The organism is Pseudomonas sp. NDM, assembly GCF_003105095.1.
GTDB lineage: Bacteria > Pseudomonadota > Gammaproteobacteria > Pseudomonadales > Pseudomonadaceae > Aquipseudomonas > Aquipseudomonas moraviensis_A.
On record NZ_QETJ01000073.1, the window covers coordinates 1 to 23500 of the forward strand.

Sequence of the window (23500 nt, forward strand, 5' to 3'; positions counted from 1 at the left end):
TATGGTCGTACGCAATCCCCTGTGGGAGCGAGCCTGCTCGCGAAAGCGTTGTGCCATTCAACCCAATGGCTTGGCTGTAGCCGGGCCTATAAAACAATAAGAAAGGTGAACCCTATGCCAAGCGAATCCCCGGCCGGCGCTCCGGCGACCGGCTCCTCAGTCGACTTCGAAAAAGTCGGCTCCGACTATTTCCAACAACGCGAACTGAAACAAGGCGCCGCCGGCTGGGTCCTGCTCGTCGGCCTCGGCGTCGCCTATGTGATTTCCGGCGACTACGCCGGCTGGAACTTCGGCCTTGCCCAGGGTGGCTGGGGCGGCATGTTTCTCGCCACACTGCTGATGGCGACCATGTACCTGTGCATGTGCTTTTCCCTGGCCGAACTGTCCTCGATGATTCCTACTGCCGGCGGCGGCTACGGTTTCGCCCGCAGTGCGTTCGGGCCATGGGGCGGATTTCTCACCGGCACGGCGATCCTTATCGAATACGCCATCGCCCCCGCCGCCATCGCGGTGTTTATCGGTGCCTACTGCGAGTCGCTGTTCGGCATTGGCGGCTGGATGATCTATCTGGCGTTCTACATCATCTTCATCGCCATCCATATTTTCGGGGTCGGTGAAGCGCTCAAACTGATGTTCATCATCACCGCCGTCGCCGCGTTGGCGCTGGGGGTGTTTCTGGTGGCGATGGTGCCGCACTTCGACGTCGCCAATCTGCTCGACATCCCGGTGACCACTGCGGTCGGTGCCAGTCCGTTTCTGCCGTTCGGCTATGTCGGCGTCTGGGCGGCGATTCCCTATGCGATCTGGTTTTTCCTCGCTGTCGAAGGCGTACCGCTGGCCGCCGAAGAAACCAAAAATCCCAAGCGCGATCTGCCGCGTGGCCTGATCGGGGCAATGCTGGTGCTGCTGATGTTTGCCCTGCTGATTCTGATCGTCGGCCCCGGCGGCGCGGGCGCCAACTCGTTGCTGACCTCAGGCAACCCGCTGGTCGAGGCGCTGAGTAGAGCCTACGGCGGCTCGACCTGGATGGGCAGCTTCGTCAATCTTGTCGGTCTGGCCGGGCTGATCGCCAGTTTCTTCTCGATCATCTACGCCTACTCGCGGCAGATCTTCGCGCTGTCGCGGGCCGGTTACCTGCCGCGCAAACTGTCGCAGACCAACAAGAGCAAGGCGCCGGTGCTGGCGCTGGTGATTCCCGGCATCATCGGCTTCGGTCTGTCGCTGACCGGTCAGGGCGACTTGCTGATTCTGGTCGCGGTATTCGGCGCTACCATTTCCTATGTGCTGATGATGGCCGCGCACATCACCCTGCGCATCCGCCGCCCCAAAATGGACCGACCGTACCGTACGCCGGGCGGCATTTTCACCTCGGGTGTCGCGCTGGTGCTGGCCTGCCTCGCCGTGGTGGCGGGGTTCCTCGTCGATCCACGGGTGGTGATCGGCGCGGCGATCATCTATGGAGTGTTAATTGCTTACTTTGCTTTCTACAGTCGGCATCACTTGGTAGCAGGCACGCCGGAAGAAGAATTCGCGGCGATTCAAAAAGCTGAACAAGCCTTGCACTGATTGTCGAAAACCACGGCGCAGAGCTGTTCTGCGCCGTCACGGAGAACGCTGAATGGCCAGTTTTGCTCACACGGTCGGCGCGCAGACTTACCGCTTCGACAGCCTCAAAGACGTCATGGCCAAGGCCAGCCCGGCACGCTCGGGAGACTTCCTCGCCGAGATCGCGGCACTCAACGACGGCGAACGGGTGGCCGCGCAAATGACGCTGGCGGACATCCCGCTCACGCACTTTCTGCAGGAAGCGCTGATTCCTTACGAAGCCGATGAAGTCACCCGGCTGATCATCGACACCCACGACGCACAGGCCTTCGCCGTGGTCAGCCACCTCACCGTCGGCGGCTTTCGCGACTGGCTGCTCAGCGATGCCGCTGACGAAACCAGCCTGCGCGCCCTCGCCCCCGGCCTGACCCCGGAGATGGTCGCCGCCGTGTCGAAAATCATGCGCGTGCAGGACCTGGTGCTGGTGGCGCAGAAAATCCGTGTGGTGACGAAATTTCGCGGCACCCTCGGTTTGCGCGGGCGCTTGTCGACCCGCCTGCAACCCAACCACCCGACTGACGAGCCGTCCGGTATCGCCGCGAGCATTCTCGACGGTCTGCTCTACGGCAACGGCGATGCGATGATCGGCGTCAACCCGGCCACCGACAGCATCGCTTCGATCTGCGCGATGCTGGAGATGCTCGACGCGATCATCCAGCGCTACGACATCCCGACCCAGGCCTGCGTACTGACCCACGTCACCACCTCGATCGAGGCGATCAATCGTGGCGTGCCATTGGATCTGGTGTTCCAGTCGATTGCCGGCACCGAAGCCGCCAATGCCAGTTTCGGCATCAACCTCAACGTGTTGCAGGAAGGCTACGACGCCGGACTCAGTCTCAAGCGCGGCACCCTCGGGCAGAACCTGATGTATTTCGAAACCGGTCAGGGCAGCGCGCTGTCAGCCAATGCCCATCACGGCGTCGATCAACAGACCTGCGAGACGAGAGCCTACGCCGTGGCGCGACATTTCAAGCCGTTTTTGGTGAACACCGTCGTAGGATTTATCGGCCCGGAATATCTGTACAACGGCAAGCAGATCATCCGCGCCGGCCTCGAGGATCACTTCTGCGGCAAGTTGCTCGGCGTGCCGATGGGCTGCGACATCTGCTACACCAACCATGCCGAAGCCGATCAGGACGACATGGACACCCTGCTGACGTTGCTCGGCGTCGCCGGGATCAACTTCATCATGGGCATCCCCGGCTCCGACGACATCATGCTCAATTACCAGACCACTTCCTTTCACGACGCCTTGTACGCCCGCCAGACCCTGGGCCTCAAACCGGCGCCGGAGTTCGAGCAATGGCTGGCCAACATGGGCATCTTCACCCAGGCGGACGGCAAGGTTCGCTTCGGCAACAACCTGCCGCCGGCCTTCCGCCAGGCCTTGGCGCACTTGGGATGAGTCTTATGGAAAAACCACCGGTCGATCCGCAAAACCCCTGGCTGGAACTGCGTCGCCTGACCCCGGCGCGGATTGCCTTGGGCCGCACCGGCACCAGCCTGCCGACGCGGGCGCAGCTGGATTTTCAGTTTGCCCACGCACAGGCCCGTGATGCCGTGCATCTGGCCTTCGACCATGCCGAGATCAGCAGCCAGCTCAGCGAGCGCGGGCGGGAAGCCCTGCTGCTGCACAGCGCCGCGCCCGATCGTGACAGCTACCTGCAACGCCCGGATCTGGGACGCAAACTCAACGATGAATCGGCGCAAGCCTTACGCGATTACGCCAGCGCTCACCCGGGCGGCGTCGATCTGGTGATAGTCGTCGCGGATGGCCTGTCGGCGCTGGCGGTGCATCGGCACACGCTTCCATTTCTGACGCGGCTGGAAGAACAGATGAGCGGCGACGGCTGGTCCGTGGCCCCCGTGGTGCTGGTCGAACAGGGTCGCGTCGCCATCGGAGACGAGATCGGCCAGTTGCTCGGGGCGAAAATGCTGGTGATGCTGATCGGCGAGCGCCCGGGCCTGAGTTCGCCGGACAGTCTCGGGCTGTATTTCACCTACGCGCCGAAGGTCGGTCTGACCGACGCGTATCGCAATTGTATTTCCAATGTTCGTCTTGAAGGTTTGAGCTACGGCATGGCGGCGCATCGCTTGCTGTATCTGATGCGCGAAGCCTGCCGTCGGCAGCTATCGGGAGTCAATTTGAAGGACGAAGCCCAGCTTCATACATTGGAGACGGATGACACTGTCGACATGAAAGGTAATTTCCTGCTCGATCCGCCGCCAGCCTGAACCGTTTCCGCATTGCCATTCTGCGCTGCTTTCAGGCAGGATCGACGCACGGCCGCGCGGGTTTCCCATCGCCGTCAGAGCAGTTGAAGACAGCCACTTGAAGACGAGACCTATCATGCGGATTATTCAAGCGACCCTCGAACATCTGGATTTGCTGACTCCTTTGTTCGTCAAGTATCGCGAGTTCTACGGCTCCCTGCCTTACCCGGATTCCTCCCGGGCGTTTCTCGAAAAACGCCTGCGCCGCAAAGAGTCGGTGATCTATCTGGCCCTGGCCGACGATGACGACAGGAAACTCATGGGTTTCTGCCAGCTCTATCCGAGCTTCTCGTCGCTGTCGCTCAAACGCGTGTGGATTCTCAACGATATCTACGTCGCTGAAGACGCGCGCCGGCAACTGGTGGCCGACAACCTGATCCGCACCGCGAAGAAAATGGCCAAGGAAACCCAGGCCGTGCGCATGCGCGTCTCGACCAGCGCAGACAACGAAGTGGCGCAGAAAACCTACGAATCCATCGGCTTCAAGGAAGACACCGAGTTCAAGAACTACGTGCTGCCGATCAGCGACGAGCTCTGACCCCAAAAGATCGCAGCCTTCGGCAGCTCCTGCAGCGCGACGCGTTCCAATTGCAGGAGCTGCCGAAGGCTACGATCTTTTGCGGGCTGACAATTGTTCACACCACGACATTCCCCGCTACAAAACCGGCACGCTTTTCAGCGGTCAGACCGTATAATCCCGATCTTTCCGGCTTGTAAGAAAAACTACACCCCGCTGTAGGCTTACACGAAGTCATCCGCACAGGCCTGCCGAGTCGGGCCGTCATACAGGTGCCCCCATGGATTTCAACCCGCTCGACCTTATCCTGCATCTCGATGTGTACCTCGATTTGCTGGTGAACAACTATGGGCCATGGATCTACGCCATCCTGTTTCTGGTGATTTTCTGTGAAACCGGGTTGGTGGTGATGCCGTTCCTGCCGGGCGACTCGCTGCTGTTCATCGCCGGCGCGGTAGCGGCCGGCGGCGGCATGGATCCGGTGTTGCTTGGCGGCCTGCTGATGCTGGCGGCGATCATGGGCGACAGCACCAACTATGTGATCGGACGCACGGCTGGGGAGAAGTTGTTCAGCAACCCGAACTCGAAAATCTTCCGCCGCGATTACCTGCAAAAGACCCACGATTTCTACGACAAGCACGGCGGCAAGACCGTGACCATGGCGCGCTTCCTGCCGATCATCCGCACCTTCGCGCCGTTCGTGGCCGGTGTGGCGCGGATGCCGTACCCGCGGTTCTTCGGCTTCAGCGTGCTCGGCACCATCCTCTGGGTCGGCGGTCTGGTCACGCTCGGTTACTTCTTCGGCAACGTGCCGTTCATCAAGAAAAACCTCTCGCTGCTGGTGGTGGCCATCATCCTGCTGTCGCTGGTGCCGATGATCATCGGCGTGGTGCGCAGCCGTTTCGGCGGCACCAAAGTGCAATCACACTGATCCGATGTGGTCACTGAGCGCCTGGCGTCGCCGGCGCATCCTCGCCAGGCACCCGATTGCCGACGACCTGTGGCAACGGGTGCGCCATCAGCTCTCCTTTCTCGACGGCATCAGCGCTGCTGAAGACCAGTGGTTGCGCGAAGCCTGCGTGCTGTTTCTCGACGACAAACGCCTGACCGCCCTGCCCGGTGTCGAACTGCATCAGGAGCAACGCCTGCTGCTCGCCGCGCAAGCACAGTTGCCGCTGCTGCATCTCGGTGAACTGAACTGGTATCAGGGGTTTCACGAGATCGTGCTGTACCCGGACGACTTCCTCAGCCCGCAACGCCATCGCGATGCCAGCGGCGTCGAGCATGAGTGGGACGGCGAACACAGCGGTGAAGCCTGGCAGCAGGGGCCGGTGATTCTCGCCTGGCCCGGCGTACAGGCCAGCGGTGGCTGGGAAGGCTACAACCTGGTGATCCACGAACTGGCGCACAAGCTCGATATGCTCAACGGCGACGCCAACGGCCTGCCGCCGTTGCATGCCGATATGCGCGTCAGCGACTGGGCCGCGGTGATGCAGGCCGCTTACGACGACCTCAACCGCCAGCTCGACCACGATCCCGACGCCGAAACCGCCATCGATCCCTATGCCGCCGAGAACCCGGCGGAGTTCTTCGCTGTCACCAGCGAATACTTCTTCAGCGCCCCGGATCTGCTCCACGAGGCTTATCCACAGGTCTACTTGCAGCTGCAGCTTTTCTACCGGCAGGATCCGTTGGGCAGACTGCGGCAACTTCAGGCCAAAGACCCGGTCTATCAGGCGCACGACTAAGTTCTGCACGACTTCTGGTACGTGGCGTCGGCGTAGGAATGTGCCTATAATCGCCGCCACTTTTTGGTCAATCCGGCCAAGTGTTTTTGGTCAACTACGGGGGCAACGCCCAATGAGCTACAGCAAGATTCCGGCTGGCAAAGACCTGCCGAACGACATCTACGTCGCGATCGAGATCCCGGCCAACCACGCGCCGATCAAGTACGAAATCGACAAAGACAGCGATTGCCTGTTCGTTGACCGTTTCATGGCCACCCCAATGTTCTACCCGGCCAACTACGGTTACATCCCGAACACACTGGCTGACGACGGTGACCCCCTCGACGTGTTGGTCGTGACTCCTTACCCGGTAGCACCAGGCTCGGTCATCCGCGCCCGTCCGGTCGGCATCCTGAACATGACCGACGACGGCGGCGGCGATGCCAAAGTCATCGCAGTGCCACACGACAAGCTGTCGCAGCTGTACGTCGACGTGAAGGAATACACCGACCTGCCACCCCTGCTGATCCAGCAGATCGAGCACTTCTTCGCGAACTACAAGGATCTCGAGAAAGGCAAGTGGGTCAAGATCGAAGGCTGGGCCGGTGCAGACGCCGCCCGCGAAGCGATCACCAAGTCGGTTGCCGCCTACAAGGGCTAAGCCATTGCGCTTTGCGTGAAGCTTGAAAAAAACCCCGGACTTCCGGGGTTTTTTGTTATCGGCGTCTGCATAATCGACTCGGTTCTTCAAGTCGATGTAACTCGAAATACACTCTGGTCGGCCCCCTCTCCCTCCGGGAGAGGGCTGGGGTGAGGGGCTCTTGAAAAAGCCCGATTAAACAAATCGTTTAAATTCCTACATGCAGTTTTAATCTGTTTAATTTCCCACAAGCGCGTCTTACATCCCGTCGCAAAATACAGGCTTTTTTTGAACGCCCGGTTTATTCAAACCGCTCTAGTCCGGCCGTAGACTCCGTGTTTATGAGAAAGAACACTAGCGGTCCACGATTCAAGGCACTCCTGGAAGCAGCGAACATCAGCACCACGGATTTCGCAAGGTTCTGGGGCACGGAAGCCCAAAACGTTCATAACTGGTACACCCGGGGCGTCCCGGCGTATCGCATGGAAGAAGTCTCACGCCTGTTGTCGGTCAATAGTGAATGGCTGAAAACCGGGGAAGGCGTCAAGGAGGTCCCACGCCTGCACCCGCCCGCCAGCAATGGCGACACGTTCGATGCCCAGTCGATCTGCGGCGTCTACACCGTCATCAATCCCAGCGACATCGACCTGGCGTTTTTCAAGGAAACTCCGATCGCCAATGGCGACGGCAAAACCCACGTCATCCTCGACCCGGACCAATCCCTGCGCCTGCCCCGCGCCCACCTCGATCAACTCGACATCCAGCACGCCAACGCCATCTGCGCGCACATGATCGGCAACAGCATGGCCGAACGCATTGAAGACGGCTCCATCGTCGCCATCGACCGCGGCCTGACCCAGGTCGTCGACGGCGAAATCTACGCCATCGAACACGACGGCATGCTGCGCATCAAATACCTGCACCGCATGCCCGGCAACGGCCTGCGCATGCGCAGCCACAACAGCGCCGAATACCCCGACGAGGTATTCCGGCCGGCGCAGATCGAGGAGCAGCGGATTCACATTCTTGGCTGGGTATTCTGGTGGTCGACACTGGGCAAGCGCAGGCCGGTGGTGCCGTTTCTGTGATGCGTGCGCCGATCTCGATTTTTACGCAGAACCTGTGGGAGCGAGCCTGCTCGCGAAGAGGGCCCTGATAACCGGTACACATCCAAGATTTGTACCGCTTCAGTCGCTCTAAACCGCACTCGAGGCTGGGAATCCAAAGCAAAACTCAGTATCCTGCGCCCCACATTCGCGCATCGACCCGCCCAGCGGCTCGGATGACGCCCGACGCGGCAGACCAACGTCTGACCAAGTCCCACAGCCGGACGCAGATCCGGATGTACGTTTTGAAGGCTGGCGCGGTTTACCAAAAATAAACCAAGCCAGTCCCCGAGAAGCCGGCCACAAGCCGGCTTTTTAATGTCTGCGAAAAGGCTACGCCTACCGTCCGGAACTTGAATTCTCACTTGTCGAGAACGCGATCCTCTTGTTACCGTAACGACAACCGTCATTACAGGTATCCCATCATGGCTTCCATCAACATCCGCATCGATGATGATCTGAAACAGCGCTCCTTCGCCGAACTCGAAAAGCTCGGCGTCACGCCGTCGGAGCTTCTGCGCCAAACCCTCCAATATGTAGCAGAGCGGGGCAAGTTACCCTTCAAAGCGGCGCTGCTCAGTGAAGAAGATGAAGCGCTGATTGCCGTGGTCACCGAACGCCTCGCATCCCCTCAGCGGATCAAGGTGAGTCTGGATGACTTATGAGCTTGAGTTTGATCGACGTGCGTTAAAAGAGTGGAACAAGCTGGGCGATACGGTCCGCCAACAGTTCAAAAAAAACTGGCTGAGGTCTTGGAGAACCCTCGAATCGAAGCCAATCGGCTTCGCGAGCTACCAGACTGCTATAAAGTGAAATTGAAAAGCGCCGGTTATCGCTTGATCTATCAGGTACTTGATCACGAAATCCTGGTGTTCGTGGTCGCCATAGGCAAACGTGAGCGGGAGGCAGCCTACGAGGTTGCGCAAGATCGCTTGACATCCCGGACCTGATTTCGAAACCTCCCATTTGCCGGACGCACGCCGCCGAGGTGCAAAGCGTTGATCATTGTAGAAAGTCACAACGCGTACAAGGAAGTCAAAACATGCGTTTCGCATCTCGCCAGGCCCCTTTTGAGTCGATCATCCTCATCGCTGTTTTAGGCCTGTGCCTATCCGGCTGCGTCGGGGCCATCGTGGCTCTACCTGAGAAAACCACAATCAGAACTGACCAGTACAAAGCTCTAACCGCTCGCTCGCTCACACCAGCGATCACCCGAACCGCGCAATCAACGCCTACCCGTGAATGGTGTGGCATCACAGTTTGGGCGTTGATCATCCCTGTTCCGTTGAATTTGCCTGTGTGTGCGTCGTACTCCGAGCAGTCTTTTGGCAGTGACGAGTCGGGCAATGAAATCGTTTTGCTCTATTCAAAACAAACGGTGCCGTCGCCGTTCTACGCCTGCGGCCCGTTCATGATGCTGGGGCCGCTTGTTCATGGTTATCAGGGCAATGCGCTTTGTGGCGTTTTTCCCAATTAGCCGAGGCTCATGGATTACTGAACCTTTGCTGCCGGCGGCATTAGCCGGCGCCAGCGCAGTCAGCATGGAGAGCAACAGAAAGTCGTGAGGACACCTAGTGCTTGAGGTTGCGCTCTACCTGGCGTGAACCTCCTCGGCGAACTACTAAGAAATCCTTAGTGGTCGAGCTTTTTTTAAAAACTATCAGGATCACCCCAACTCAGAAATTCAGTGCTGCGTTTCGTTAACCCACGGTTCAAAACAGCTCGGCACCCTCAGGGATAACTAAACGACTTCACCAACGTCAACTCCCCCGCCGTCCGCATCGGCACTACAAACGTTTCCATCTTCTCGCTCGGCGTGCCTTCTTCAGTAATCACCGTCACCTGCGCGGTCGTCAGCGCCTGCACCGCTTCATCCCCGCCCTCGTCATCCCCGCGATACCCGCCGCCGTAATAATTCACATACACCAGATACTGGCCCTTGATCGGCGCGGGCATGGCGGCGATTTCCGGGCCGTAGCCAGTGGTGACGTCGACGTCGAGGGCGGCGCCGTTGGCGGCAGTGCGATTGCCGTACCAGATGTGGGCGCCATCGGGGGTGATCAGGTGCAGGTCGAGGTCGGTGCCGTCGCTGTCCCAGGCCAGCAGTACGCGCAGTTTCGCCGGGGTGGCGCCGCCGCGGGCGTTGAGGAATTGCGTGCGGTGGCGTTGCTGGCCGTCAGCGCTGCGGACTTCGACGCTGTTGCTGCCGTTGGGGAAGGAGAACGGGCGGTCGAAGCCGCCGGTTGGGTCGATTTTCAGTGGCATGCTGACGCCATTGACGATCAGGCGTCCGGGTTCGTTGTTCTTCGGCACGGCTTTGATCTGGCCGCTGATTCTGGCGGTATTGGCCTGGCCAAGCGGTGTGTTGACCGATGAGGCCGGGTAGTTGACGGTCTGGCGGAAGCTTTCGCCCTCGCCTTGCGGTGCGCCGCTGCGCCAGCCGCCGACCGGGGTGTCGAGTTTCACGCCATCGGCGGCGTAGGCCTGCGGCAGCACATTGAGGGCACAGAGCAGCAGCAAGACCTGTGGATAACGGAGTGTCATGGTCTATTCCAGCAAAAGGTGACGGGCGAGCCCTTCGATGTAGGTTTCGTCCTGGCCGTTGGGGTGTGCTTCGAAGGCCAGGTGCAGATATTCGTGGGTCAGGTCGAGGCGATCCTGCAGGGTCAGCACGCCGCGCACGTAAATGCGCTGGCGCTCGCGGTCGACGAAGGGCCGGCCGAAGGCGAGTTTGCAAACGGCGAAAGTGCTGACTTCGTTGTAGCCGGTTTCGCTTTCGAGCCTAGGACGCCAGCCGCGTCGCTGCTTTTGCAGCCAGTCTTGCGCGGCGGGTAATGCTTCGCAGGAGGCGACCGGGTTATCCCAGCGGCTGAGGCTGGCGCGTGGATAGGCGTGCAGCAGAATCGCGTCGTAGCGCTGGCCGGCGTTGGCCTGTTCCACGGCTTGCTGCCAGGCGAGTTTGTCCGGGCCGGGTTGCTCGGAGTGATAGGTGACGGTGCTGCCGGCCAGTACCAGATCCGCCGTCCACGCCGCGATGTTGCGTGATTCGGCAGAGGCTGGACGCGGGGCGACGCGCTGGCGATTGCTGCTGTCGTCGATGCTCAGGCAATCACCGTTGCGCGTGGCGTTTTGTAGTAGATAAGTGCGGATCGCTACGGCCAGCGCCTTGGCGGCTTCGGCAGGTTCCGGTCTGGCTTCGCGCTCAAGGACACGGGCGACATATTCTTCGCGATCAAGCCTTGCGACGAGTTTGTCATTGAGCAGAAACAGTTCGCCGTCGCTGTGGATATCCAGTGCGTTGCCGTTGGCGAATTCGACGCGGTAGTCGCCGCGCAATGGCCCGGACGTGGCGACACGGTCACCGGACAGAACCTTGGAAAGCGGATATTTCGAGAACAGCCCGACTTCCACACAACGGCCTGCGTCCACCGGCCAAGCCGTCGGCAATACGCTGGCCAACGCTTGGCCGTAGTGACGCAGGACCATCTGACTGGTGCCGCGCCCACCCGCCCAGACCGGCGCACCATCGGTGGTCCAGCCAGCGAATCCGCCTTGTCGGGATTGCGCATCTTGGTCGCCGAGCCAGCTCCAGGTTTTCACCCGCAAACGCCCGCCCAACTCGCCGACGACATTGCCGTCCGCCGCGTTCAGCACGACATCGAGCAACACCCGGCGCATCTGATCCTGAGCAGGCAAAGCGGCCAGAACTTTCAGCAATTCAGCCACGTAAACCCGCTGCGCCGGTTGCACCGATGGCAAGTCGAGCAACCACGACGGCGCCTGCCGAGCCTGCCAATACTCACGCCAATCCGTCGGAGCAATGCCCAAGCGTGCGGGTTCGAAATACAATCCGCAGGATTTCACCAGCGCCTGATCCCGCTCGATCCTGCCGCCCGCCGCACAGCAATAAACCTCTTCCTTCAACTGCCCGCGACATTCATACGCTGGTTCCCGCGCGCCGGTGTCTACCAGCCACGCGTAGACGAACAATTTCCACAGACTGCCCAGCGGCGCATCCAGCGACGCTGGCAACCGTTCCCGCTTGATCAGTTGCGTCTGACTCAACGACAACAACTCGCCCTTGTACGCCACGCGCAACGGCTCGTCCTGCGCCGTTGCCAGCGCAGGCATCACACACATCAGCAGCCACAGCAGCGGCCGAATCATGTCAGTTGACCGTGACCTGACCGAGGGCGGCTTTCGCTTCCTGGGCCTGATGCTGCGGCGCATAGACTTGCTTGAAGCGGACCGGCGGCAGGTTGAACTGGCCCTTCTGCGAGAAGCGCACCAGATGACGCAGGCGCAACTCGCCACTCAATGCATCGATCGGCACCGCATAAGCCAACTGACCTGGCTCGAAACGCGCCTTCTCCAGCGCGGTCGGTTCGGTGCCGTCCTTGCCCTGCAACTTGATGCCCCACGTGGTGCGTTCGACATCGGCGCCCGGTGGCAGCGGCACTTCAAGCATGCCGTAGCGCAGCGGTTTCGGCGCTTTACTGGTGAGAATCACCTCGTCCAGATAGAGGCTGTCGCTGGACAGAGGCTTCGTGCCGACCGGCTCAAGTTTGAAGGTGAACGCTTCGTCGCCCGGCACCAGTCGTGACAGGCGCCGGGTGATGGTCACGGCCATCGGATCGACCTGCGGCTGCTGAGTCTGGAAGCTCAGCGCGGCACGCAACGGCCGCTCTTGCGTGCCGGACACGCTCAGCACACTCGGCAGCGGCGTCGCGCCTTGCCATGTCCAGTACATCTCGCCGCTGGCGCCGTAGTTTTTCTTCCAGCCTTCACCAGGCATCAACGCGATGGTCGGTGACGCCTGGGCGATGCTGCGTTGCAGCCAGGTCAGCGCCAGTGCACGTTCCAGCGTCGATTGCTGTGGCAGCAAGCGTTGCAGCAACGCCGTCGCGCGAGCTTGATCGAACGGCTGCAGTGACAGGTTCAGTGCTTCTACAAAAGGCTGCGAACTGGTCGCCAGACGTTGTTGCGCTGCGCCCAGTTGACGATTGAACGCCTCCGGCAAAGCGACTTTCGACTGCGTGGCCAACGATGCGGCGAGCACCCGCGCCGCTGCCAGACCCAGCGCCGAATCCGGATCGCTCATCACCAGACTGTCCTCGCCGTCGTCGAGCAAGGTTTCGGCACGGCCTTCACCCGCCCTGGCCAGATCGTCGATCAAACCGCTGAGCAGCGTGGTGACCGGCAACTGCATCTGCCTGGCGAACGACAGGATCAACGCGCGTTGCAACAACGGCGTGTTCGGTGCCTGCTTGGCGTAAACCTCCAGCACCCGCTGCCAGTGCTCCGGCGGCAGGGTCAGGTCGAGTACGCGGCTGGCATTCCAGTCGGCGTAATAGGCATAGGCGGTGAGGAATGCATCCGGCTCGCCGTCGTAGCCCCACCAGGTGAAGCTCGCCGACGGCCCGGCCATTTGCACCAGACGCAGGCGGCTGTTCTGCATGATCAGACGCAAGCGATCGCGAGTCTGCGGGTTCGAGGCCAGCGATGGATAAGCGATGCTTAGCGGCAACAGGCGACTGGCGGTCTGCTCGACGCCGCCGTACGGGTAGCTGAGCAGGTCGTCGAGGGCCGCACGGAACAACGCTTGCGGACTGTCATCCAGCCGCAGACGAATATCCGTGGCATCAGCGGGCAAACTCAAAGGAGTGTCACCGCTGACCACATCGAGGCTTTGCGTCTGCGTGACTTGCCAGCCTTCACCGGTTGCACTCAAGCGTACAGCCAGGGCATCGGCGACTTTGCCGTCCTGCACCAGCTCCGCCATCCACTCGCCCGAGGCCAAGGCAAACGCCGGCAGCGGCAGATAATTGATGCCGCTGTTCAGGGTCACCGGTAAGCGCTGTTCGGCGCCGGCATAGTGCGTGACCAGTTCAGCCTTGACCGGTTTCTCTGCCTGACTGAACGCAAACACACCCAGTTGCGGCTGATCGCCCTTGCGGAATTTGCTCGGCCCGCTCCACTTCAGGTACAGCGGTTTTTCCGAACGGACAAACTGCTTCTTCTGCCCGACCTGACCGTCATCGGCGATGGCGCGGGCAGTGATGCGCCAGCGGGTCAGCGAGTCCGGCATCTTGAAGGTGAAACGGGTTTTGCCGTCGGTGCCGGTCAATAGCTCCGGCTGCCATGCCGCGGTGTCAACGTCTTCACGGCGTGGACGTTCCAGCACTTTCACGCCGCGTTCGCTGCGGTTGGCCTTGCCCGGTGCGCCGGGGCTGCCCGGCAACGCCACGTCGTAGCTGATGAACGACAGGCTGGCGCTGGTGCGCACATTGTTGCGCCGTGGGTGGTAGAAGAACTGATCGATGGTGGGCGCGACTTCTGGTTGCAGCGCGTAGACCATTTCGTCGACCACGCTGACCGTCAAGTGTGCCGGGACGGCTTTGCCGGCGAACTGCGTGGTCAGGTCGACCGTGACCGTATCGCCCGGCAGGTACACAGCTTTGTCGGTGCTGATCGCCACGTCGATTTGCGGCGCGACCACTTTGATCCCGGCATTCTGGAAGCTGTACTGACCGCCCTTGGTGTAGAGCACGGAGAAGGTCAGGTTAGGGGCGAAGTTGTCCTTCACCGCAATGCGCGCGCGGTATTGGGTGTCGCTGAGTTTTTCCAGCTTCAGCCAGTCACCGCCCTTGGCCAGCAGCGCGGTGGCTTCGACCTTGTCGCGCTCCAGCGACAGCAATGCATCGGTGACCGGTTCGGGAAAGGTGATCAGCGCCAGCGCTTCTTCGCCGGCCTTGTACTCGGGCTTGTCGAGGACGATTTCCACCGTGCCCGGCACCGCTTTGACACCGTCGCCAGTGACCGAATGGCCGGTGGCGCCGAGGACGCGACCGTGTTGATCCTTGAGCGTCAGGTTGTAAGTGCCCGGACGCTCGAAAGCGAGGCTGAAACCTTTGTCAGCTGCAGCGAGTTTGCCTTCACCGCTGCTTTGGTCTTCCAGGCGTACCCAGGCGTAGCTGCTCGGCGTCACCGCTTTGCTTTGTTCGGTACCCCCCTCGTTGGCATAGCTGAAGGCGACCTTGTCACCGACCGCGCTGAAACGCTGCGGCGCACTCAGGCGAAAAGTTGCCGCGCCACGATCGATCAGGATTTCCTTGGTGGTCTTGACCCGATACGCCGCGCCGTCGCTGGCAAACACCGTGAGCATGTAGCGGCTCGGCTTGTCGGCGGCCGGAAGGTCGAGGGTCGCGTTGCCCTTGCTGTCGGTGGTCAGTTCGGTACTGGTCAGCTCCACCGGGAATTGCCCGAGGTATTGCAGCTCGTTGTCGACCATCGACAGTTGCTGGGCGCGCAGGCTCAGGTTCAATTTGGCGTTGGCCACCGGTTTACCATCCGGATAGAGCAACACCAGACTGCCTTTCACCGGCTCGCCGGTGCGGTAGTCCTGCTTGGCCAGATTCAGCGAAACTTCGAAGTGCGGTTTGATGTACTCAGCCACACGGAAGGCACTGCTGTAGGCCTGATCCTTGTAGTTGAAACGGATCTCGTAGCCGCCGGCGACGGCGTTGTCCGGCAACTGGAAGCGGCCTTGGGTTCCAGCCTTGGAATCCAGTTTCAGGTCGAGGGTCTGCAGCTCGGTACCCGTGGCATCGAGCACGCTGACGCTGACATCCGCCGCACCCGGCAACACCGAGTCCCGTGCATTCTTGAACTCGCGACCGACGATTTTCAGCGACACCCAATCGCCCGGACGATACAGCGGCCGGTCGGTGAAGGCGTAGAGTTTGGTGTCGTAGATTTCGCTGTCGTAGTAGAAGTTTTCCGAGACGAACACGCCGCCCTCTTCGTCCTCGCCGATAACGAACGAACGCTCCGGGCTGACGTGTTTCAGACGCAGCAAACCGTCGGCATCGGTGGCGCCGCTGCTCATCACGCCGAGGCCGTCGGTCCACAACACATTGACCTTCGCCACCGAACTGCCTTCATGCTTGCGTGCGGCCCAGACCAGCAGTTCATCACCGGCAATCTTGCTCACCGCGACGGTGTTGGAGACGAAAACCATGGTGGTCGCGCGGTATTTGCCGATCAACGCTTCGACCAGATACAGCCCGGGCTTCAGATTACCCAGCGGAATGTAGACGTTGCCCGGTGCGACGCTGACGAAGTCGCTGGACGAGCCGGCCAGATTGACCCCGGCCGGCGGCTGAATCGGCTTGGCCTGCCACAGCGGATAACGGAACTGGCTGACCACCGGCAGACCCGGGATCAAGGCAAATTGCGGCTGCGCGTCGTAAGGCGTCGGCGCAACCATGGCCTCGCCCATCTTCAGCTCCGGCACTTCTTCGGTGACCTGTTTGCGCGACTCGTAAGAGAACGCACGCTGCATCACCCGGCGGGATTTGCGATACCAGTTGTCCCACAGATACGCGAGGGTGTTGGACAGGCCTTCGCCCTTGAACTGGCCGTCACTGACGACGCGGTGCAGGTTCTTCTGGCGCTTGAGGAAGTCCAGCGGCTTGTCGATGCGATACACGCGAATGTCGGCGCCACCGTACGGCTCCATGCGAAAGCGCCGGTAGTCACGACCCGGTGCTTCGAGGCGGACCATCGCCTGCTCGTCGCTGGCAAAACTGCTGTCGGCCAGCAGAAAGAAACTCTCACCGGCCACCGGCGTGTAATTGCTCGGCTCCACCGAGTCTTCGGCGTTGGCGCTGGTCAACGGCAGCAGCAACGCCAACAGCAAGGAAATTCGCGAACAGATACGCAACATGCGGGCACCGGTCATTGGGAGAGAAAGTTCAGTCGATAGACGCCGATGAAGTTGGGGTTGGCTGCGTCGGGTATCCATCGGGTGTCCTTCCATGTCATGAGTTGCTGCAGGCTTGCCGAACGCATGCCGTTGTCAGTGGGGGTGGTGGTGCCGGTGTGATAGGCGATGTAGCGGCCCATCCAGATCATCAGGTGCTGGTCGTCGCCCTGATCGAAAAACATCAGGTCACCGGGCCGCGCCTGCGACACATCGCGGCTGATCAGGTGGCTGTTGAACTGAATCAGTTTGATCGCGTTGACGTACGGCCCGACCTTGCCGCCGCCCTGCTGCCACTGTTGCGCGAGCTTGCGCTGCTCGTCGCTCAGCGCCAGCTCCGGCGGTAGATAACGATTGGACAGACCATTGCTGCGCAGCCATTTGTCGTCATGGACTTTCAGCGCTTCGTTGGCGGCAAAGCGCACCAGCCCGGCGCAGTCCTGCTGATACCAGCGCGGGCTCGGCCCCTGGCTCAATTGCTCTTGAGCGATGCGCACGAACCAGGCGCGGAATACCTGGGATTGCGCCGGATCGAGCGCCGGCGCATCAACTGCGCGGGCACCTGCGCTCAGAAACAGCGCGAGCAGGCCAAGGCTGCGGATCAGTGGGCTCACAGCGCTTTCCATTCCAGCGGCAGCCATTGCCAGTGGCCGTCCGGCTCACTGCCTTCGGGCAGCGTCAGGGCATATTTACCGTAGCCGCCGAGGGTGCGCAGTTTCGGCATCAGGTAGGTTTGCGCAGCATTGAAGAACACCGGTTCCATGTCCTGCGGCAGGCTGTCGAGGGTTTCGCGCTGCATCAGTTGCGCCATCGCATCGGGGCCGAAGTAGATCGGCATCAGCACATCCTTGGGCAGCACGTCGGCCATCGGCGGGAAACGCTTGTCGAGGGTGCCGAGGGCTTTGTCGACGAGTTTGTCGTCGAGAGAAAACAGCAGCGTCGAACCATGACGGGCGAGGCTGACTTTCATGAACGCCTTGCCGGAAATCGCCTCCGGGTTTTCAGCGGTCTTCGCCGCGTACGGACCGAAACTGGAACTGACCTGACGCTGCCAGACGTGGCTCGAGCCTTCCTGCTTGTCGATCACCGGGAATACTTTCTCGGCGACGTTGGCTTCGAACGCGCCGACCATCGAACCGAACAGTTTGCCGAGATCACCATCAAGCTTGCTGCTGTCTTCGTCTTTGAGGCTGGCAACCAGCAACGGCGTGTACAGCCGCGAGTCGGCGTACCAGCACAGGCCCGCCGCGCCAGCGACGTGTTCGGTGAGGGTTTGCGCCACCGCTTCGTCGGCGCCGAGTTTGATCAGGATCGGCTTCTGCGGTTCGGCGGCCACCGGCAGGGTCACGCAAGCGCTCGCCCCCAGCGGCATCGCTTGCCAGACCGGTTTGAAATCGAAGTCCGGCTGATTTTCCAGCTCATCCATGGCCAGATAGCTGTGCCAGCCCTTGTCGTCCATGTCAAAACGCAGCCCGGCGAAATTCGGGATGAAGCGCTGATAGCCCATGGCGAGGACACTGGAATTGACGGACAGACGCTGTTTGGTTTCCGGGCTTTTCTCTGGCAGGCCGAACGCTTCCGGGAAGAGCTTTTCGCCATTGAGCAATGCAGCCAGCGCTGGCGCCGAAACGTGGCCGGACTCTTCCGAGACGCCGCTTTCCGGGTCGTAGTACTTCGCCGGATTGGACAGCACCACCAGTTTGTCGCCGCGGGACGCGAACAGCAGCGACTTGCTCGCGTTGTAAGTGAGCTGATACAGCGGCACCTCATCACTGCCAACTTTGAGATTGCCGAAGACGCTGAGCTGGGTGTCATCCAGCGCGACCTTGGCCAACGGCTCGAGCAACTTGGCCAGGCCGCCACGATCCATCACCAGCAGGAAATCCTTCAAGCGACCATCGGCGCCACGCCATAGCGCAACGTCGGCCGGTTGATCGAAAAGCTGCTCGATCAGGCTGTCCTGCACTTTGAGGTCATGCTCGTAGATGATCCGGCGCAGGCTGCCGATCAGGCCGAGGCGGTCGGCGTGGGTTTCGTAATAGAAGACGAAATCTTCAGTCAGCGTCGCCTTGAGAAACGGCACCGTCAGCAGATCCTTGGGCAACTGGCTCAGTGAACGGGTTTCGAGCAAGGCGTCCGGACGGCCAAGGCCGAGCTTGTCACTGGCAAGTGTCGCCGGCGGCGCTTTGGGCTTGAGCAGCAGCCAGCCGAAACCGCCCGCCACACCGGCCACCAGGCACAGCCCGAGCACGACCAGCGGCCAGCGCCGCGAAGATTTGGCCGCCGGTGTCGCGGCAGCTGGAGTCACAGTGTTATCGCTCATGTTCACAACATCCGAGTTCATCCGTGGCGGGATGCTTAATAGTTGAAAGTCTTGACCAGCAACAGATCACCGATCGCCCGCAGCGGCACGATGAAGGTTTCGCGTTTTTCGTCGACGGTGTTTTCGTTCAGCACCAGAGTGATCTGCGAGGTGATCACCTCGTTCTGGTTGCTGGTCTCCTCGAAGTTATAGCCGCCATCGCCGTAGTTGCCCCAATAGTTGACGTAGACCAGATAGGTGCCGTGCAGCGGCGCGGTCATGGTGAACATTTCCGGGCCGGGGCCGTCGACGCCATCCGGGTCGAGGCCGCCGCCATTGCTCAGTGCTGGCCGCGACCAGAACGCATGCTGACCGTCGGGTGTGACAATGTGCAGATCCAGCTCGGCTTTCGGGTCGTCCCATCCCAAGACAAGACGAATCCGCGCCGGCGTGCGCAGATTATTTGCTTCATAAAATTGCACGCGCTTGAGCGACTGGCCTTCGCCGCTGATCACCTCGACGCTGTTGGAACCGGCGCCGAATGCGTAAGGCCGGGCGAAACGCCCCTGATCGTCGGTGTACAGATTCAATGGATTGCCGTTGACGGCGAGGCTGTGCGGCGGGCGCATGTGCCCCAGGGCCTTGAGCTGGCCCTGGATCATCGTGCGATTGCGCTGGATGCCGCGATCGATCGGCGGCGTCGGGTAGGCGACCTGCGGGTTTTCCGAACGATCGAGCAAGCCGTGATAACGCCAGCCGCCGACCGGCTCGGACAACTCTGCAGTCGGCGCCGCCCACAGCGCAGGCGCGCAGGCGAGGCCCATCAGCAGCAAAAGAAATGAACGCATGTGACGCCTCCTGCCATGCCTTGAACGAAACCTTGCACCCGATCCTCGGTACTTCACAGCGGTGAACTGCGTTTCGTCTGAATGACCCGCAACTGTCGGGCCGTAGAAGCCGCGAAGATTAGCGATTCGGCAGTTTTTTAACAATCGGATACATGTGTGATTGCTGTAGGAATTGCGCTTTCGAGAGGGCGTGAGCCGAATAGCGAAGTTATTCGGCTCACAAAATGAGCCGAATAAGCCTATATGGTCCTGAGTCACCAAAAATCATGTGGCGAGGGAGCTTGCTCCCGCTGGACTGCGCAGCAGGCCCCGACCGCCAACCACGGTTCACCTGTTGATCGCGGTGGCTGATTTTGGGGTTGCTGCGCAACCCAGCGGGAGCAAGTCCCTCGCCACAGCGTCTATCCGGGTCTTGGCGGTGTCTGCGCAGCCCCCTCATTTGCCCATACCCCCCCTATCTGCTAGTGTCGCGCCGGTTTAACGTCTACCGGAAATTGCCGCCATGGCCCGCAAAAAAGCTGCACTGGATTTCGAACAATCCCTCGCCGACCTGCAAACACTGGTCGAGCGTCTGGAGAACGGTGAATTGTCGCTGGAAGACTCGCTGACCGCTTTTGAGCAGGGCATCGGGCTGACCCGGGACTGCCAGGCGGCGCTGGCCCAGGCCGAGCAGAAAGTGCAGGTGCTGCTGGAGCGCGATGGCGAGCTCGCCGAGGAACCCTTCGACGCGGATGAGCCAGAATGATTGCGGCTTATTCGGCGAGCAGTCAGGCCCGGGTCAATGCGGCGCTGGAGACCCTGTTCAACGCGCCGTTGCCGGAACTGGCGCGGCTCTACGAAGCGATGCGCTACAGCGTGATGAACGGTGGCAAACGCGTGCGTCCGTTGCTGGCTTACGCCGCGTGCGAAGCCCTCGGTGGTCAGGCCGAACAGGCCAGCGGCGCGGCGTGTGCGGTCGAGTTGATCCATGCCTACTCGCTGGTGCATGACGATCTGCCGGCCATGGACGATGACGATCTGCGTCGCGGCCAGCCGACCACCCACAAGAAATTCGACGAAGCCTGCGCGATCCTCGCCGGTGACGGCCTGCAGAGCCTGGCCTTCAGCGCCCTGCTCGATCCGCGCCTGAGCGATTGCAGCAGCGAAATCCGTCTGCAGATGGTCACCGCGCTGGCCCAGGCCGCCGGTCCAGCGGGCATGGTCGGTGGCCAGGCCATCGATCTTGGTTCGGTCGGTCTCAAACTCGATCAGAAGGCCCTCGAACAGATGCACCGGCACAAGACCGGCGCGCTGATTGAAGTCAGCGTCAAGCTCGGCGCCCTGGCCAGCGGCCGCGCCCAGCCCGATCAGCTACAGGCCTTGCAGACTTATGCACAGGCCATCGGTTTGGCGTTTCAGGTGCAGGACGACATCCTCGACGTGGAAAGCGATACCGCCACCCTCGGCAAACGCCAGGGCGCCGACATTGCCCGGGACAAGCCGACCTACCCGGCGCTGCTCGGCCTCGATGCTGCCAAGGCCTACGCTTTGGAACTGCGCGACCAGGCCCTGCAGGCACTGCGACCGTTTGACGCGGCAGCCGAGCCGTTGCGCGAGCTGGCCCGGTATATCGTCGAGCGACGCAACTGACGGCGTATCGGCCAAAAAATACCAACGCGTGGGCAGGGGGCGATGCATCAGGTAAACTGCCGCATCTTTTATACCTATAACGATTCGCCTGATGCCCACGACGTTTCATGAGATTCCCCGCAAGCGCCCGACCACGCCCCTGCTCGACCGCGCGAACACGCCGGACGGCCTGCGCCGGTTAGGCGAAGCCGAGCTGGAAACCCTGGCCGATGAGTTGCGCCTGGAATTGCTCTACACGGTCGGCCAGACCGGTGGACATTTCGGTGCCGGCCTGGGCGTGATCGAGCTGACCATCGCGCTGCATTACGTCTTCGACACGCCGGACGACCGTCTGCTGTGGGACGTCGGGCATCAGGCGTATCCGCACAAGATCCTCACCGGTCGCCGCGAGCGCATGGCCAGCCTGCGTCAGAAGGACGGCATCGCCGCTTTCCCGCGTCGCTCCGAGAGCGAGTACGACACCTTTGGCGTCGGCCACTCCAGCACCTCGATCAGCGCCGCGCTGGGCATGGCCATTGCCGCCCGCCTGCAGGACAGCGATCGCAAGGCCATTGCCGTGATCGGCGACGGTGCGCTGACCGCCGGCATGGCGTTCGAGGCGCTCAACCATGCGCCGGAAGTCAACGCCAACATGCTGGTGATCCTCAACGACAACGATATGTCGATCTCGCGCAACGTCGGCGGGCTGTCGAATTATCTGGCGAAGATCCTTTCCAGCCGCACCTACGCGAGCATGCGCGAGGGCAGCAAGAAAGTCCTGTCGCGCCTGCCCGGCGCCTGGGAAATCGCCCGTCGCACCGAAGAATATGCCAAGGGCATGCTGGTCCCCGGCACCCTGTTCGAAGAGCTGGGCTGGAATTACATCGGCCCGATCGACGGCCACGATCTGCCAACCTTGATCGCCACCCTGCGCAACATGCGCGATCTCAAAGGCCCGCAATTCCTGCACATCGTCACCAAGAAAGGCAAAGGCTTCGCCCCGGCGGAAGTCGACCCGATCGGTTACCACGCGATCACCAAACTCGAACCACTGGACGCCCCGGCCGCCGCGCCAAAAGCTACCAGCGGGCCGAAGTATTCGGCGGTGTTCGGCGAGTGGCTGTGCGACATGGCCGCGGCCGACGCGCGCCTCGTCGGCATCACTCCGGCGATGAAGGAAGGCTCGGATCTGGTGGCGTTCAGCGAGCGTTTCCCCGAGCGTTATTTCGACGTGGCGATTGCCGAGCAACACGCGGTGACGTTCGCCGCCGGCATGGCCTGCGAAGGCGCGAAACCGGTGGTCGCAATCTACTCGACGTTCCTGCAACGCGGTTACGACCAGTTGGTGCACGACGTCGCGGTGCAGAACCTCGATGTGCTGTTCGCCATCGACCGGGCCGGTCTGGTCGGCGAAGACGGCCCGACCCATGCCGGCAGCTTCGACCTGTCGTACCTGCGCTGCATCCCGGGCATGCTCATCATGACCCCGAGCGATGAAAACGAACTGCGCAAAATGCTCACCACCGGCCACCTCTACAACGGCCCGGCGGCGGTGCGTTATCCACGCGGCAGCGGCCCGAATGCATTGATCGAAAAAGATCTCGAAGCAATCGAAATCGGCAAGGGCATCGTCCGTCGCCAGGGCAGCAAAGTCGCCATGCTGGTGTTCGGTGTGCAACTGAGCGAAGCCTTGAAAGTCGCCGAGAAGCTCGACGCCACCGTGGTCGACATGCGTTTCGTCAAACCGCTGGATGCAGCGCTTGTGCGCGAGATCGCCGGTAGCCACGAACTGATCGTGACCATCGAAGAGAACGCGATCATGGGCGGCGCCGGTGGCGCGGTCAGCGAGTTTCTCGCCCGCGAGAACATCCTCAAGTCGATGCTGCATCTGGGCTTGCCGGATAGCTACGTCGAGCATGCGAAACCGGCGCAGATGCTCGCCGAGTGCGGGCTGGATGAGGCCGGGATCGAAGCGTCGATTCGCCAGCGACTGGCATTGCTCAACAGCTGACGCAATCCCTTGTAGGAGCTGCCGAAGGCTGCGATCTTTTGATCTTGCTCTTCGGCAGCTCCGGAACCTTTAAAAAGCAAAATCAAAAGATCGCA

At 61.2% G+C, this 23500-nt stretch carries 19 protein-coding genes and 1 pseudogene; 14 read left to right on the plus strand and 6 right to left on the minus strand.

Going from position 1 to position 23500, the window contains the following annotated elements:
* Positions 1–114: 114 nt before the first annotated feature.
* The 11 genes and pseudogenes from eat to DCO47_RS15935 all read left to right on the plus strand — a co-directional run bounded on the left by eat (position 115) and on the right by DCO47_RS15935 (position 9349).
* A complete protein-coding gene (gene eat / locus DCO47_RS15885) occupies positions 115–1566 on the plus strand; it encodes an ethanolamine permease (protein ID WP_116658432.1) in 1452 nt (483 codons plus the stop codon).
* Between the two features lie 52 nt (positions 1567–1618).
* A complete protein-coding gene (locus tag DCO47_RS15890) occupies positions 1619–3013 on the plus strand; it encodes an ethanolamine ammonia-lyase subunit EutB (RefSeq protein WP_064364042.1) in 1395 nt (464 codons plus the stop codon).
* A 5-nt stretch (positions 3014–3018) separates the two neighbouring features.
* Entirely contained in the window at positions 3019–3843 is an 825-nt protein-coding gene (eutC, locus tag DCO47_RS15895) for an ethanolamine ammonia-lyase subunit EutC (RefSeq protein ID WP_116658433.1), read from the plus strand.
* 115 nt (positions 3844–3958) lie between these two features.
* On the plus strand, positions 3959–4420 hold the full coding sequence (locus tag DCO47_RS15900) for an N-acetyltransferase (RefSeq protein ID WP_042610602.1): 462 nt from the start codon (positions 3959–3961) through the stop codon (positions 4418–4420).
* Positions 4421–4679: 259 nt separating this feature from the next.
* A complete protein-coding gene (locus tag DCO47_RS15905; RefSeq protein ID WP_016773001.1) occupies positions 4680–5330 on the plus strand; it encodes a DedA family protein in 651 nt (216 codons plus the stop codon).
* A gap of 4 nt (positions 5331–5334) precedes the next feature.
* A complete protein-coding gene (locus DCO47_RS15910) occupies positions 5335–6147 on the plus strand; it encodes a zinc-dependent peptidase (RefSeq protein WP_116658434.1) in 813 nt (270 codons plus the stop codon).
* A 112-nt stretch (positions 6148–6259) separates the two neighbouring features.
* On the plus strand, positions 6260–6787 hold the full coding sequence (gene ppa, locus DCO47_RS15915) for an inorganic diphosphatase (protein WP_003205933.1): 528 nt from the start codon (positions 6260–6262) through the stop codon (positions 6785–6787).
* A 320-nt stretch (positions 6788–7107) separates the two neighbouring features.
* A complete protein-coding gene (locus tag DCO47_RS15920) occupies positions 7108–7854 on the plus strand; it encodes a S24 family peptidase (RefSeq protein WP_042610604.1) in 747 nt (248 codons plus the stop codon).
* Positions 7855–8297: 443 nt separating this feature from the next.
* The gene (locus tag DCO47_RS15925; protein WP_116658435.1) at positions 8298–8537 is read left to right on the plus strand and encodes a type II toxin-antitoxin system RelB/DinJ family antitoxin; all 240 of its coding nucleotides are present in this window, start codon (positions 8298–8300) and stop codon (positions 8535–8537) included.
* Positions 8527–8822, plus strand: a pseudogene (locus DCO47_RS15930) (type II toxin-antitoxin system RelE/ParE family toxin). Before DCO47_RS15925 ends, DCO47_RS15930 begins: the two are co-directional and overlap by 11 nt.
* Before the next feature lie 92 nt (positions 8823–8914).
* The gene (locus tag DCO47_RS15935; protein ID WP_116658436.1) at positions 8915–9349 is read left to right on the plus strand and encodes a hypothetical protein; all 435 of its coding nucleotides are present in this window, start codon (positions 8915–8917) and stop codon (positions 9347–9349) included.
* A gap of 254 nt (positions 9350–9603) precedes the next feature.
* On the opposite strand, the gene DCO47_RS15940 is transcribed toward DCO47_RS15935, so the two are convergent.
* The 6 genes from DCO47_RS15940 to DCO47_RS15965 are packed head-to-tail and all read right to left on the minus strand — an operon-like array spanning position 9604 to position 19786.
* Positions 9604–10416 carry a YfaP family protein gene (locus DCO47_RS15940; RefSeq protein WP_065615602.1) on the minus strand — a complete coding sequence of 271 codons (813 nt, stop codon included), beginning with the start codon at positions 10414–10416 and terminating at the stop codon, positions 9604–9606.
* Between the two features lie 3 nt (positions 10417–10419).
* Complete coding sequence (locus DCO47_RS15945; RefSeq protein WP_116658437.1) at positions 10420–12039, minus strand: DUF2300 domain-containing protein; 1620 nt, start codon at positions 12037–12039, stop codon at positions 10420–10422.
* Between the two features lies 1 nt (position 12040).
* Complete coding sequence (locus DCO47_RS15950; RefSeq protein WP_116658438.1) at positions 12041–16615, minus strand: alpha-2-macroglobulin; 4575 nt, start codon at positions 16613–16615, stop codon at positions 12041–12043.
* Positions 16612–17262 carry a DUF1175 domain-containing protein gene (locus DCO47_RS15955; RefSeq protein WP_116658439.1) on the minus strand — a complete coding sequence of 217 codons (651 nt, stop codon included), beginning with the start codon at positions 17260–17262 and terminating at the stop codon, positions 16612–16614. Before DCO47_RS15955 ends, DCO47_RS15950 begins: the two co-directional genes overlap by 4 nt.
* On the minus strand, positions 17247–18959 hold the full coding sequence (locus DCO47_RS15960; protein WP_116658440.1) for a DUF2138 domain-containing protein: 1713 nt from the start codon (positions 18957–18959) through the stop codon (positions 17247–17249). The genes DCO47_RS15955 and DCO47_RS15960 overlap by 16 nt, the downstream gene beginning before the upstream one ends.
* A 35-nt stretch (positions 18960–18994) precedes the next feature.
* Complete coding sequence (locus DCO47_RS15965; protein WP_116658441.1) at positions 18995–19786, minus strand: YfaP family protein; 792 nt, start codon at positions 19784–19786, stop codon at positions 18995–18997.
* A 502-nt stretch (positions 19787–20288) separates the two neighbouring features.
* On the opposite strand from DCO47_RS15965, the gene DCO47_RS15970 reads away from it, so the two are divergent.
* The 3 genes from DCO47_RS15970 to dxs all read left to right on the plus strand — a co-directional run bounded on the left by DCO47_RS15970 (position 20289) and on the right by dxs (position 23405).
* Positions 20289–20531 carry an exodeoxyribonuclease VII small subunit gene (locus tag DCO47_RS15970; protein WP_016772991.1) on the plus strand — a complete coding sequence of 81 codons (243 nt, stop codon included), beginning with the start codon at positions 20289–20291 and terminating at the stop codon, positions 20529–20531.
* Complete coding sequence (gene ispA / locus DCO47_RS15975; RefSeq protein WP_064364018.1) at positions 20528–21415, plus strand: (2E,6E)-farnesyl diphosphate synthase; 888 nt, start codon at positions 20528–20530, stop codon at positions 21413–21415. The genes DCO47_RS15970 and ispA overlap by 4 nt, the downstream gene beginning before the upstream one ends.
* A 91-nt stretch (positions 21416–21506) precedes the next feature.
* The gene (dxs, locus tag DCO47_RS15980; RefSeq protein WP_116658442.1) at positions 21507–23405 is read left to right on the plus strand and encodes a 1-deoxy-D-xylulose-5-phosphate synthase; all 1899 of its coding nucleotides are present in this window, start codon (positions 21507–21509) and stop codon (positions 23403–23405) included.
* Positions 23406–23500: the final 95 nt, after the last annotated feature.

Excerpts from the sequence above, each read along its gene's own strand:
- eat (WP_116658432.1), top strand. The coding sequence starts at position 115 with ATGCCAAGCGAATCCCCGGCCGGCGCTCCGGCGACCGGCTCCTCAGTC.
- DCO47_RS15890 (WP_064364042.1), top strand. The coding sequence starts at position 1,619 with ATGGCCAGTTTTGCTCACACGGTCGGCGCGCAGACTTACCGCTTCGAC.
- eutC (WP_116658433.1), top strand. The coding sequence starts at position 3,019 with ATGGAAAAACCACCGGTCGATCCGCAAAACCCCTGGCTGGAACTGCGT.
- DCO47_RS15900 (WP_042610602.1), top strand. The coding sequence starts at position 3,959 with ATGCGGATTATTCAAGCGACCCTCGAACATCTGGATTTGCTGACTCCT.
- DCO47_RS15905 (WP_016773001.1), top strand. The coding sequence starts at position 4,680 with ATGGATTTCAACCCGCTCGACCTTATCCTGCATCTCGATGTGTACCTC.
- DCO47_RS15910 (WP_116658434.1), top strand. The coding sequence starts at position 5,335 with ATGTGGTCACTGAGCGCCTGGCGTCGCCGGCGCATCCTCGCCAGGCAC.
- ppa (WP_003205933.1), top strand. The coding sequence starts at position 6,260 with ATGAGCTACAGCAAGATTCCGGCTGGCAAAGACCTGCCGAACGACATC.
- DCO47_RS15920 (WP_042610604.1), top strand. The coding sequence starts at position 7,108 with ATGAGAAAGAACACTAGCGGTCCACGATTCAAGGCACTCCTGGAAGCA.
- DCO47_RS15925 (WP_116658435.1), top strand. The coding sequence starts at position 8,298 with ATGGCTTCCATCAACATCCGCATCGATGATGATCTGAAACAGCGCTCC.
- DCO47_RS15935 (WP_116658436.1), top strand. The coding sequence starts at position 8,915 with ATGCGTTTCGCATCTCGCCAGGCCCCTTTTGAGTCGATCATCCTCATC.
- DCO47_RS15940 (WP_065615602.1), bottom strand. The coding sequence starts at position 10,416 with ATGACACTCCGTTATCCACAGGTCTTGCTGCTGCTCTGTGCCCTCAAT.
- DCO47_RS15945 (WP_116658437.1), bottom strand. The coding sequence starts at position 12,039 with ATGATTCGGCCGCTGCTGTGGCTGCTGATGTGTGTGATGCCTGCGCTG.
- DCO47_RS15950 (WP_116658438.1), bottom strand. The coding sequence starts at position 16,615 with ATGACCGGTGCCCGCATGTTGCGTATCTGTTCGCGAATTTCCTTGCTG.
- DCO47_RS15955 (WP_116658439.1), bottom strand. The coding sequence starts at position 17,262 with ATGGAAAGCGCTGTGAGCCCACTGATCCGCAGCCTTGGCCTGCTCGCG.
- DCO47_RS15960 (WP_116658440.1), bottom strand. The coding sequence starts at position 18,959 with ATGAGCGATAACACTGTGACTCCAGCTGCCGCGACACCGGCGGCCAAA.
- DCO47_RS15965 (WP_116658441.1), bottom strand. The coding sequence starts at position 19,786 with ATGCGTTCATTTCTTTTGCTGCTGATGGGCCTCGCCTGCGCGCCTGCG.
- DCO47_RS15970 (WP_016772991.1), top strand. The coding sequence starts at position 20,289 with ATGGCCCGCAAAAAAGCTGCACTGGATTTCGAACAATCCCTCGCCGAC.
- ispA (WP_064364018.1), top strand. The coding sequence starts at position 20,528 with ATGATTGCGGCTTATTCGGCGAGCAGTCAGGCCCGGGTCAATGCGGCG.
- dxs (WP_116658442.1), top strand. The coding sequence starts at position 21,507 with ATGCCCACGACGTTTCATGAGATTCCCCGCAAGCGCCCGACCACGCCC.